General features: G+C 48.8%; 10 protein-coding genes and 1 tRNA gene. 1 reads left to right on the top strand and 10 read right to left on the bottom strand.

Annotated elements, in window-relative coordinates:
• Nucleotides 1-17: 17 nt before the first annotated feature.
• The 10 genes from infB to rlmE all read right to left on the bottom strand — a co-directional run bounded on the left by infB (nt 18) and on the right by rlmE (nt 11,388).
• On the bottom strand, nt 18-2,543 hold the full coding sequence (gene infB, locus BGP75_RS03945) for a translation initiation factor IF-2 (protein ID WP_076715378.1): 2,526 nt from the start codon (nt 2,541-2,543) through the stop codon (nt 18-20).
• A 29-nt stretch (nt 2,544-2,572) separates the two neighbouring features.
• Entirely contained in the window at nt 2,573-4,057 is a 1,485-nt protein-coding gene (nusA, locus tag BGP75_RS03940) for a transcription termination factor NusA (RefSeq protein WP_076715376.1), read from the bottom strand.
• 33 nt (nt 4,058-4,090) lie between these two features.
• Complete coding sequence (gene rimP, locus BGP75_RS03935; RefSeq protein ID WP_076715373.1) at nt 4,091-4,546, bottom strand: ribosome maturation factor RimP; 456 nt, start codon at nt 4,544-4,546, stop codon at nt 4,091-4,093.
• 262 nt (nt 4,547-4,808) lie between these two features.
• Nucleotides 4,809-4,894: transfer RNA gene (locus BGP75_RS03930), tRNA-Leu, on the bottom strand.
• A gap of 90 nt (nt 4,895-4,984) precedes the next feature.
• Nucleotides 4,985-5,350 (bottom strand): preprotein translocase subunit SecG, encoded by a 366-nt coding sequence (secG, locus tag BGP75_RS03925; RefSeq protein ID WP_076715370.1) that lies wholly within the window; start codon nt 5,348-5,350, stop codon nt 4,985-4,987.
• A 36-nt stretch (nt 5,351-5,386) separates the two neighbouring features.
• A complete protein-coding gene (gene tpiA, locus BGP75_RS03920) occupies nt 5,387-6,157 on the bottom strand; it encodes a triose-phosphate isomerase (protein WP_076715367.1) in 771 nt (256 codons plus the stop codon).
• A gap of 81 nt (nt 6,158-6,238) precedes the next feature.
• Nucleotides 6,239-7,576, bottom strand: coding sequence for a phosphoglucosamine mutase (gene glmM, locus BGP75_RS03915; protein WP_076715364.1), 1,338 nt, complete (start codon nt 7,574-7,576; stop codon nt 6,239-6,241).
• A gap of 67 nt (nt 7,577-7,643) precedes the next feature.
• The gene (folP, locus tag BGP75_RS03910) at nt 7,644-8,507 is read right to left on the bottom strand and encodes a dihydropteroate synthase (protein ID WP_076715361.1); all 864 of its coding nucleotides are present in this window, start codon (nt 8,505-8,507) and stop codon (nt 7,644-7,646) included.
• A 205-nt stretch (nt 8,508-8,712) separates the two neighbouring features.
• Nucleotides 8,713-10,671 (bottom strand): ATP-dependent zinc metalloprotease FtsH, encoded by a 1,959-nt coding sequence (ftsH, locus tag BGP75_RS03905; protein WP_076715737.1) that lies wholly within the window; start codon nt 10,669-10,671, stop codon nt 8,713-8,715.
• Nucleotides 10,672-10,767: 96 nt separating this feature from the next.
• Nucleotides 10,768-11,388: a 23S rRNA (uridine(2552)-2'-O)-methyltransferase RlmE gene (gene rlmE, locus BGP75_RS03900; RefSeq protein ID WP_076715358.1), complete on the bottom strand. Its 621-nt coding sequence runs from the start codon at nt 11,386-11,388 to the stop codon at nt 10,768-10,770.
• A gap of 320 nt (nt 11,389-11,708) precedes the next feature.
• On the opposite strand from rlmE, the gene BGP75_RS03895 reads away from it, so the two are divergent.
• A complete protein-coding gene (locus tag BGP75_RS03895; protein ID WP_076715355.1) occupies nt 11,709-12,011 on the top strand; it encodes a YhbY family RNA-binding protein in 303 nt (100 codons plus the stop codon).
• The last annotated feature ends 11 nt before the right edge of the window (nt 12,012-12,022 follow it).

Here is a 12,022-nt window from a genome sequence, read left to right as displayed (position 1 = left end):
TGAATGCTACTCAGCGATTAAAGCTGACGTGCTACCTCGGTGACCTCAAAGACTTCAATCTGATCTCCGACTTTAACGTCGTAGTTCTTCACACCGATACCACACTCCATTCCGTTGCGAACTTCTGCAACGTTATCCTTGAAGCGGCGCAAGGAATCCAGCTCACCTTCATGAACAACAACGTTGTCACGCAGTACACGAACCTTCTTGCTACGGTGGACCAGCCCTTCGGTCACCATACAGCCGGCAACCTGTCCAAACTTAGGTGAACGGAAGACTTCACGTACTTCAGCGATACCAAGAATATTTTCTCTTAGCTCTGGTGCCAACATGCCTGACAGGGCCTGCTTGACATCATCGATAATGTCGTAGATAACGCTGTAGTAACGCATATCCAGACCTTCTTTCTCCACCAAGGCCTTGGCTGGAGTATCGGCACGGACGTTAAAGCCAAAGATGACTGCGTTAGAAGCCATGGCAAGGTTGACGTCGGTTTCGCTTATTCCACCAACACCACTGGATACCACGACCACTTTTACTTCGTCGGTAGACAGGTCGGCCAACGCACTGATCAGCGCTTCCAAAGAACCACGAACATCCGTTTTCAGAATAACGTTAAGAATAGAAGCTTGACCGGAACCAATATTTGCAAAGACATTGTCCAGTTTAGCAGCCTGCTGACGAGCCAGTTTCACCTCACGGTATTTTCCTTGACGGAAAAGGGCTACTTCACGGGCTTTCTTATCGGTTTCAACAACTGCGAATTCGTCACCAGCATTAGGCGTGCCGTCAAGTCCAAGAATCTCAACTGGAATGGACGGACCAGCAGTTTCAACAGGTCGACCATTTTCGTCCAGTAAGGCACGGATACGACCATAGTTCTGGCCAGCCAGAACAATATCACCCTGACGAACAGTACCATTCTGTACCAACAGAGTAGCGACAGGACCACGACCTTTATCCAGACGTGATTCAACAACTACCCCCATACCCGGAGCGGATGGGACAGATTGAAGTTCTAAAATCTCTGACTGCAGAAGGACGGCATCCAACAATGCGTCAATACCTTGCCCTGTCTTTGCAGAGACTTCTATAAACTGAACATCACCGCCCCACTCTTCAGGCACAACTTCTTTGGCAGCAAGTTCGTTTTTAACACGGTCTGGATCTGCTGTTTCTTTATCAATCTTGTTGATTGCAACAACCAGAGGTACACCGGCTGCTTTAGAATGCTGTACAGCCTCTTCCGTCTGCGGCATAACACCATCATCAGCGGCTACAACCAGAATAACAATATCAGTAGCCTTGGCTCCACGGGCACGCATCGCAGTAAAGGCCGCGTGTCCAGGAGTATCCAGGAAACTGATCATACCGTGACCGGTTTCCACATGGTAAGCACCGATATGCTGGGTTATACCACCCGATTCGCCATCGGTTACCTTGGTGTTACGGATATAGTCCAGCAAAGACGTCTTACCATGGTCAACGTGACCCATAACGGTAACAACAGGGGCACGAGGTACCAGCTCACCTTCATAACTGATACCTTCCAGCACTTGCTCTTCAATATTAAGCTGGCTGGCCAGGCTGACTTTGTGACCCATTTCTTCAACAACAAGCGTTGCCGTGTCCTGATCAATTACCTGGTTAATGGTCGCCGCAGCTCCCATCTTGAACATCACCTTAATAACCTCTGCCGCTTTCACTGACATTCTCTTTGCCAATTCAGCTACGGTGATGGTTTCAGGAATTTCCACTTCATGAACAGTGGGTTCTGTAGGGCGCGCAAATGAGTGTTGAGCCGCTTGTGCTGGCGCTTTCAACTTAGTGCGTTTACCGCCCCGGCGGCGACTACCTGATTCATTGAAGCTAGGATCAAATCCTTGTCCTCGGCGTACTCCACGCCCAGGCTTCGCAGCCTTTTCAGTGCGCGGTGATTCCGATTTCTTGGAAGCTGATTTACGCTTGCCACCCTCTTTTTTATCACCGGACTCTTTCTTTGAGGGGCCTTTTTCAGCAGCCACCTGAGCCTGTTCGACCTTAACCCGATTCTCATCCGCTTGCTTACGGACTTCTTCTTCAGTTTTGGCTCGTTCTTCACCGGCTTTCTTACGAGCTTCAGCAGCGGCTTCCCGCTCAGCAGCGGACTTTGCTTCCGTCTCAGCCTTGGCCTGAGCCTTTAACTGTTGCTCTTTAGCTGCTTTAGCTTCCTGTTCAGCTTTTTCTTCCGCAGTAGGCTCATCGCGCTTAACATAAGTGCGCTTCTTTCTCACCTCTACATTAACCGCCTTCTTACGGCCACTACCATCCACTTTGAGCGTGCTGGTCGTCTTTCTGCTCAGCGTAATTCGCCGAGGGGCTTCTGAGCTGCCGCTCTCGCCATGACTACGTTTGAGATGAGAAAGCAGGGCTTGTCGCTCCTGTTCAGTCACCATATCCGCGCTGCTGCTGTGGGACAACCCGGCATCTTTCATCTGCTGTAGTAAACGATCCTCGGGAACGCCAACCACATCGGCAAGTTGCTTTACTGTAACTTCTGCCATTTTGGTTCTCCTGTTATCCGTCCCCGTGATTACTCTTCGAACCAGGGAGCTCGAGCGGTCATGATAAGCTGACCCGCTTTCTCTTCATCCATATCATCAATTTCCATCAAATCATCGATGGATTGTTCCGCCAGATCTTCCATAGTGACGATATTCTTGCTGGCCAGCACAAAAGCCAGATGACGATCCATTCCTTCCATCGTCAACAGATCTTCTGCAGGCTCGGCTTGCTCCAGCTGCTCTTCAGAGGCGATAGCTATATTAAGAAGCGCATCTTTCGCTCGGGTACGCAACTCATTGACGATCTCTTCATCGAGACCTTCTATCGCGAGCATTTCCTCCATCGGTACATAGGCCACTTCCTCAACGGAGCTGAATCCTTCCTGTACCAGTAACATGGCAAACTCTTCATCAAGGTCCAGGTGCCTGATAAACTCGTCAGCGACACTCGTAACCTCTTGTTCTTGCTTACTGGCAGCATCCGCTTCGGTCATGACGTTCAGGGTCCAACCCGTCAATTCACTTGCCAAACGAACATTCTGACCATTGCGGCCGATAGCCATTGCCAGATTGTCTTCTTCTACAGCCACATCCATGGAATGGGATTCTTCATCGACAACAATGGAAGCCACTTCAGCGGGCGCCATTGCATTGATGACCAACTGAGCAGGGTTGTCATCCCAAAGAATGATGTCCACCCGCTCATTATCCAGTTCACCGGAAACTGCCTGAACACGTGATCCACGCATCCCGACGCAGGCACCAACAGGATCGATACGCCCATCATTGGTCTTGACTGCTATTTTTGCACGAGAGCCGGGATCACGAGCAGCAGAACGAATCTCAATAACTTCTTCAGAGATTTCCGGAACTTCGATCTTGAACAACTCAATCAACATTTCGGGACAGCTTCGACTCAGAAACAGCTGAGGTCCACGTACTTCACTGCGAACTTCCTTCAAAATAGCTCGAACGCGGTCACCCATGCGGAACGTTTCACGGCCAATCAATTGATCGCGGCCCAACAAAGCTTCGGCATTGTTACCCAGATCAACGATGACATTATCACGAGTGACCTTTTTAACGGGACCACCAACCAGTTCACCCACACGGTCCAGGTATTCCTCAACCACTTTAGCGCGCTCGGCTTCACGAACCTTCTGTACGATGACCTGCTTAGCCGTCTGCGCAGCTATACGGCCGAAAGCGATAGATTCGACGGCCTCTTCATAAATATCACCAGCCACAAGCGAAGGATCTTTCTCATACGCCTCTTCTAAGGTCAGCTCGGTACCCAACAAAGCTAACTGATCATCAGCCACAACGGCCCAGCGACGGAAGGTATCGTACCCTCCCGTGGCCCGATCAATAACTACGCGAATATCCGCATCCTCTTCGTAGCGTTTTTTGGTGGCGGTAGCCAAGGCCAATTCGATCGCTTCAAAGATGACTTCCTTAGGAACGTCCCTTTCATTGGATACCGCTTCTACTACCAGGAGAATCTCTTTATTCATTCCACTGCCTCACCTTTCAACCAGGCCCGTTGTTCAGAACTGGGGAACAATATTCGCTTTGTCGATCGAATCGATCGGCAACAGATATTCATGGCTATCGACTTCGACCACAACTTCGTCTTCTTCTACGCCTTTAAGCAATCCGGAAAACTTACGGCGCCCATCAAAGGGAACACGCAGTTTAATCTGAACCTTATGGCCGATGTACTGAAGGTACTGCTCCAGGGTAAACAACGGTCGGTCCATTCCGGGAGAGGAAACTTCCAGGTTGTACTCACCTGATATGGGATCTTCAACATCAAATACCCCACTCAGCTGTCGACTGACCTCTGCACAATCATCAATCTGAATACCATTTTCAGACTCGATGAAAACCCTCAGCACCGTGTGGCGCCCTTGTGAGAGATACTCAATCCCCCAAAGCTCAAATCCCAACCCGGATACCACCGGGGCTATTAATGATTCGAGTTGTTCTAATTTGGTTGCCACAGCTACCTCTCGCTACAAACAAAAAATGGGTCTAAGACCCATTTCTATCCACCTGCACTCTCAATTTATTCGAGTACAAGCGCAATCCATACAGGCAAGTGCTGCCTGCTGTAATGCATTACACAAAACATCCACCTAACAAAAAGCCCCTAAAAAGGGGCCTCTCTCAAAATCCGGTATTAAATCTCGGGTCTAGCCTCAGATTCGGATCCGAATTATAGGTCCTTGACTACTTCTTATCAAGAGAAACAGCCGGTAGGTATGGTGCAGATGGGGAGACTCGAACTCCCACGTCCATAGGACACTACCCCCTCAAGGTAGCGCGTCTACCAATTCCGCCACATCTGCAAATCTTCAACAACTGCCTATATTAAAATAGGGCTGAGTTTTAATATTCTCGGTCAACACCTGAGGATGAGTGCCGAACCATTTCAATCTTTATTGAGCCGGAGGTACATCACCGTCAACAGCTGGCTTTGAAATTTCTTCCAAATCAGGAACCTCTACAGCTTTGGACTCTTCAACAACCGCTGTAGGTATACCCTGATCGCCTATGGAGTCTGCCTTTTGCTTTGCAAAAACAGCCAATGTAAAACTGGTCAAAAAAATCCCAGTTGCAATAAATGCAGTGACACGACCAAGAAAGCTACCACTACCCTGGCTGCCAAAAACTGTCTGGGAAGAACCGCCCCCGAAGGAAGCTCCTGCCTCGGCACCTTTACCCTGCTGCAGCAGCACCAGTGAAACCAGAGCAACTGCCAGAATAACGTGTGCAATAAGCACTAATGTTTCTGTTGTTTCCATGACTGACTTCTTTCGCCCTTACCAAACTTTTACTAACTAACGACTAGCCGCCTGGCAAATCGTCAAAAAATCCTCTGCCTTCAATGATGCACCACCAACCAGGCCACCATCAATATCCGCCATTGCCATCAGTGACTGGGCGTTTTTGGCATTCATACTACCACCGTACAAAATCTGCAATTTTTCAGCAACCACTTGGTTAGAAGCGGCGACCTGAGATCGGATCTCTTTATGTACTTCCTGAGCCTGTTCCGGGCTGGCTGTTTTTCCTGTACCAATAGCCCAAACCGGCTCGTAAGCAATGACCGCGCGATCGAATGCTGATTGACCCAGATGATCGATTACGGCATTAATCTGGGCGGAGACAACATCAAGTGTCTTACCTGATTCCCGCTCGTCCAGTGTTTCACCAACACAAAGAACAGGAACTAAGCCGCTCGCTTTCGCGGTTTCAAATTTTTTGGCAACCTGTTGATCCGTCTCTGAAAACAGCGCCCGACGCTCAGAGTGGCCGAGAATAACATACTGACACGCTAAGTCCACCAGCATCTCTGCCGACAGTTCACCAGTGTAGGCCCCACTGCAATATTCACTGCAATTTTGAGCACCTAACTTTATATCACTACCTGCGACCAACCCAGATACTCGATCCAGATAAACAGCAGGAGGACATATTGCCACATCCGCTTGCTTACCTAAAGAACAGGAGCCAGAAGAAAAACCTTCGATCAGCTCTTTAACAAGCGCTTCAGCCTGTTCCTTTGAGCCATTCATTTTCCAGTTACCAGCAACTAAAGCCTTACGCACGGACTTCTCCCATCCCTCAAGCGGAGCGGAATTTTAAACAAGTTACCACTAACTTACAAGCTCCGCTCCCAAATAAATTCCCTATCTGACTGATTGCTCAACAACCCCTGCTAACTCTTGCGCCAGTGAGTCAACCAGATGAACATCCTCTCCCTCAACCATAACCCGAACAACCGGCTCAGTACCGGACGGCCTCAACAGAACACGTCCCTTACCCTTTAGACGCGCCTCAACAGAACGAACAGCCTCTTGCACCTTCGGCAGCAATGTTGGATCCCCTTTTTCAACCAAGCGCACATTAACGATGGTCTGAGGAAACTTACTCATCTGACCTTTAAGTTCGGCAAGCGTCTTTTCCTGGGTGATCATAACTCTCAACACCTGAAGCGCTGCGACTATTCCATCCCCGGTACTGTTCAGGTTACCGCAAATAATATGGCCAGAAGCTTCACCACCTATCAACCAGTCATTTTTAACGAGTTCTTCAAGTACATAGCGATCGCCCACTTTCGCCCGAACAAAGGGTATTCCATGTTCCTTTAATGCCAACTCCATTCCGAAGTTACTCATCAACGTCCCAACCAACCCCCCATTGATAAGTCCCTCTTCTTTCATCGCCAGAGCAATAATCAACAGCTGCTCATCTCCATCAACCACTTCCCCCTGATGATCAACCATAATCACCCGATCACCATCACCATCAAAGGCAATGCCTAAATCGGCCTTTTCAGCCGTTACAACACGCTGTAGAGCTTCAGGCGCAGTCGCACCATGCCCCTCATTAATATTGATACCATCAGGCGAAACACCGATTGAAATCACCTCGGCTCCCAGCTCAGAAAACACCTTGGGAGCAATATGGTAGGTAGCCCCATGAGCACAATCCAGAACAATCTTCAGCCCTTTCAACGTCATATTACGCGACACAGTACCCTTACAGAATTCAATGTAGCGCCCGGCCGCATCATCCACCCGTCGCACCTTACCAATACCAGCTGAATCAACAGTACTCATGGGCACGTCCATCTGAGCTTCTATCGCCAGCTCAATCTCATCTGGCAACTTGGTACCATTGGCAGAGAAAAATTTAATACCATTGTCTTGATAGGGATTATGGGAAGCACTGATTACAATTCCCGCATCGGCTCGGAATGTTCGAGTCAAATAGGCTATTGCCGGGGTTGGCATAGGGCCTAACATTAGTGAATCAACACCAGCAGCAGACAAACCAGCTTCCAACGATGCTTCAAACATGTAGCCAGATATACGCGTGTCCTTCCCAATCAGTATTTTGCTTCGTCCTTTTCGGGAAAACACCTTGCCAGCCGCCCAGCCAAGCTTTAAAACGAAATCAGGAGTTACCGGATACTTTCCCACTTCACCACGAATACCGTCAGTTCCAAAATACTTTCTACTCACACCGCTCTCCCTTTGTTCAATTGCATCCACCCAGTAAGTGATACCGACAATCCATCAAACACTAACCTTAGCTATGGACACTCTCATTCAGTACAGCTGAAGTCATGGCAACCGCGTCATGAGTCGCGGCCACATCATGTACTCTAATTATCCAAGCACCCTTTGCAATAGCAAGCACCGCAGTGGCAAGACTACCAAAAAGGCGCTCCTCTACAGGTTTGGTCAACACCTGACCGATCATTGATTTGCGAGAAGTACCCACCAGCAAAGGCAAGCCTAATTCTGCCAACTGCGGCAACCTGTTTAATAACTGAAGGTTATGCTCAAGGGTCTTCCCAAAGCCAAACCCTGGATCCAGTAGCAATTGTGCCCGATCAATCCCAGCCGACTGACAATGTCTTACTCTCTCCTGTAAAAACGAGGAGACATCCTTGACCACATCAACATATTCAGGAGCAGCCTGCATTGTCTTCGGCTGCCCCTGCATGTGCATCAGGCAAACCGGCAATTTTGTGGCTGCGGCAGCCTTCAGCGCCCCCTCTCGAGTCAAGGCACGAACATCATTAATCATGCCACAGCCAGCCTTCGCTGCTGCCGTAATCACCTCTGCGGAGCTGGTATCCACGGAAATGACCACATCCAACTCCGAAGAAATCAACTCCACCGCAGGGATAACGCGATCCAATTCTTGCTGAATACTGACCTGTTGCGCCCCCGGTCTGGTAGACTCCCCGCCAATATCCAGTAAAGATGCACCAGCAGCAACCATTTCAGCAGCTCTCTGAAGCAGGTTCTGTCTATCCAGCCCTCCATTTTTCAAGAGCTGCCCACCGTCGGAAAATGAGTCCGGCGTAACATTCAGAATCCCCATTACCTGAGGACGGCTCAGAGCCAACCCTCTATTTCCACATTGCATCATTTCATTAGCCATGAGTTTTCCTAAACCTAGACCTGACAACGGCTACGCACTGCATACACCTTGAAAGCACTTCATTGCTGAAAATCATAAACATACAGTCACGAGTCGAAAAAGGCAGACAAAAGGATGTGACTAAACGTTGACTTTCCCACCCAACCCCAGATACAAAAAAGGCCAACCATTAGCGGTTGGCCTTTTAAAATATTACTCAGCTATCTCAATGCAACGGCTTGTCTGTTGCGTTGGGATCAATATCATACCCCCGATCAGACTCATCATCGCTTGCTTCAGGTACGTCTGGATCAATACCATCATCAGAGGATGCCTTAGAAGCTCCATCTTTATCATCGTCATCACCCCAGCCATCAGGTGCACGGACCTCTCTGCGCGCCAGCAAGTCATCCAGCTGTTTGGAGTCGATGGTTTCGTACTTCATCAAAGCCTGCGTCATTGATTCCAGAATATCTCTGTTTTCTTCCAGAATAGCTTTGGCCCGAGCATAACAACTATCAATGATTGCACGAACTTCTTCATCTATTTTTTTGCTGGTCTCTCCAGAGACTCCCTTACTCGGAGCCCCAGCCCCTCTTCCCCAAGGGTCAGCATCTTCATCATCATAAAGCAAAGGCCCCAATTCATCGGAAAGCCCCCATTTTGTGACCATACTCCGGGCTAATTGGGTAGCCCGCTGAATATCGTTCGAAGCCCCTGTCGTTACACCATCGCTTCCCAACGTCAATTCTTCTGCAATTCGACCACCATACAGACTACAGATCTGGCTAAGCAGCGCCTGCTTACTGTGGCTGTAACGATCCTCTTCAGGTAGAAACATCGTTACCCCGAGTGCCCGACCTCGGGGAATTATTGAAACCTTATAGACCGGATCATGATCAGGCACCAGACGACCAACAATTGCGTGCCCCGACTCGTGATAGGCAGTATTCAATCGCTCGGCATGAGACATCACCATCGAACGCCTCTCGGCCCCCATCATCACCTTGTCTTTGGCTTTTTCAAACTGCTCCATACTGACCACTCGTTTATTTTCCCGAGCAGCAAAAAGAGCAGCCTCATTGATCAGGTTAGCCAGATCAGCACCGGAAAAGCCTGGCGTCCCCCGAGCAATAACATCAGGCTTAACATCATCTCCCAGAGGAACCTTGCGCATGTGCACTTTTACGATTTGCTCACGGCCACGAATATCAGGTAAGCCAACAACAACCTGGCGGTCAAAACGCCCTGGGCGTAACAATGCCTTATCGAGGACATCCGGACGGTTGGTTGCGGCGATAACAATAATACCTTCGTTACCTTCAAACCCGTCCATTTCAACCAGTAACTGGTTCAGCGTCTGCTCCCGCTCATCGTTTCCGCCGCCCATACCAGCCCCACGATGACGACCTACGGCATCAATCTCGTCAATAAAGATAATGCAAGGCGCCTGCTTCTTGGCCTGATCGAACATATCTCTGACTCGGGATGCACCGACCCCGACAAACATCTCAACAAAGTCTGAGCCAGAAATAGAGAAGAAGGGGACCTTAGCCTCACCGGCTATAGCTTTTGCAAGCAAAGTTTTACCGGTACCAGGAGAACCGGAAAGCAGAACCCCCTTGGGAATATGACCACCCAGGCGCAAAAACTTACCCGGGTCCTTCAAAAACTCGACCAGCTCCTGAACTTCTTCTTTTGCTTCCTCAACACCAGCAACATCAGCAAAGGTAGTCTTAATCTGGTCTTCGCTAAGCAATCGAGCCTTGCTCTTGCCGAAGGACATCGGGCCGCCCTTACCGCCTCCGCCTCCCTGCATTTGCCGCATAAAGAACATAAACACCGCAATAATCACCAGAATAGGGAAGCTGGCTACAAGCAACTGACTCCAAATACTTTGCTGCTCAGGCTGCTTTCCTTCAATGGTCACATTGTGGTTATAAAGATCATCAACCAATTTAGGATCCTGCAATGCCGGACGAACGGTTTCGAAACGCTCTCCTCCCTGCAGCTCACCTTTAATTGTGTAGCCTTCTACCAGGACACTGGTAACCTGATCACTCCTGACTTTTTCAATAAATTGGGAATAACTCAGCTTGTTCGCGTCCACCTCGGTATTAAAGTTATTAAACACCGTTAACAATACCGCGGCTATAACCAGCCAAAGCACCAGGTTCTTTGCCATATCATTCAAGAGATGTACCTCTGCAACCTCATCATCGGTAACGGTTTACTGGTGATCAGTCACCATCGCACCGCCCGCCTATTTTTCTACCCGGATTTAAGATCTAAATCCACGGCAGAGCTGATAAATTTCTCGTGACCGAGCACGAGAGGAGTCCGGCTTTCGAGACTGAACCTTGCTGAAACTGTCCTTCATCTCAGCCAGCAAGCCGTCAAACCCTTCCCCCTGAAACACCTTAGCCAGCATTACCCCCTCTGGCTTCAGTACTTGCCTGGCCAAATCCAACGCCAACTCTACTAAATACATTGCCTTTGGCTGATCTATTGACGCCATTCCACTCATATTGGGGGCCATATCAGAAATTACAAGATCAACAGGACGCCCATCTACCGCTTCCAGTATAGATTCATACACTGAAGCCTCTGTAAAGTCTCCCTGTACAAATGTCACTCCAGCTATAGCGTCCATAGGAAGAATATCAGACGCAATCACTCTACCATCATCGCCAACAAGCTGCGCAGCTACTTGAGACCAACCCCCAGGAGCCGCTCCCAAGTCAATAACAGTCATACCTGGCCGAAAAAGGCGATCTTTCTTATCAAGCTCCAGTAGTTTGAAACTCGCTCTAGAACGATAACCCTCATCCTTCGCCCGTTGGACATAGTGGTCGTCGAAATGTTCCTTCAACCAACTTCCGCTGCTCTTTGATCGTGCCACTATATTTTCCCGGTCTCTAGTCGTTGCAAAATTTCTCGGCCTCTAGTCGCTCCAAATGTCTTTATGCCAGCCTGCCAAACAGATTGGAAGCGCCTGCCAACCGTAGCCAATCATTGAAAAACAAAGGGAAACGGGATGCAAATTTAGCCTTTTTAGAATGAATAGCCAGCTAATCAGTAACAAAAAGGCGAAAATATGACCAAAATTGGCTTTCCACACCAGATCAGTATTAAGTCCGACAGCCTCCTAAGGTAGAATACCGTATTTAAGTAACAGGCAACGGGCTGTTCCGTTCCCATCAAAAGGTTGATTATTCTATTATGAGCTTAACAGCCACGCAAAAAAAGCAATACCGAACCATTGGCCACAATTTAAACCCTCTTGTTACAGTCGCCGACAAAGGACTTTCAGAAGGAGTTCAGCTCGAAGTTGATCGCGCCCTCGAAGATCATGAACTCATTAAGATTAAGTTCAACGTCGGAGATCGTAAAGTAAAAAAAGCACTTATCCGTGAACTTTGCGAGCAGGTACAGGCCGAATTAATCCAGGAGATTGGCAATATAGCGCTGATTTTCCGTGAATCGGATGATCCAGACCCTAAACTTTCGAACCTGCTGCGCTAGGAATATTTAAC

It is taken from the genome of Motiliproteus sp. MSK22-1 (genome assembly GCF_001968815.1).
GTDB lineage: Bacteria > Pseudomonadota > Gammaproteobacteria > Pseudomonadales > Balneatricaceae > Motiliproteus.
This window is presented reverse-complemented; position numbering and strand designations above follow the sequence as displayed.

Coding starts and splice junctions, on each gene's coding strand:
- infB (WP_076715378.1), bottom strand. CDS start 2,543: ATGGCAGAAGTTACAGTAAAGCAACTTGCCGATGTGGTTGGCGTTCCC.
- nusA (WP_076715376.1), bottom strand. CDS start 4,057: ATGAATAAAGAGATTCTCCTGGTAGTAGAAGCGGTATCCAATGAAAGG.
- secG (WP_076715370.1), bottom strand. CDS start 5,350: ATGGAAACAACAGAAACATTAGTGCTTATTGCACACGTTATTCTGGCA.
- folP (WP_076715361.1), bottom strand. CDS start 8,507: ATGGCTAATGAAATGATGCAATGTGGAAATAGAGGGTTGGCTCTGAGC.
- ftsH (WP_076715737.1), bottom strand. CDS start 10,671: ATGGCAAAGAACCTGGTGCTTTGGCTGGTTATAGCCGCGGTATTGTTA.
- BGP75_RS03895 (WP_076715355.1), top strand. CDS start 11,709: ATGAGCTTAACAGCCACGCAAAAAAAGCAATACCGAACCATTGGCCAC.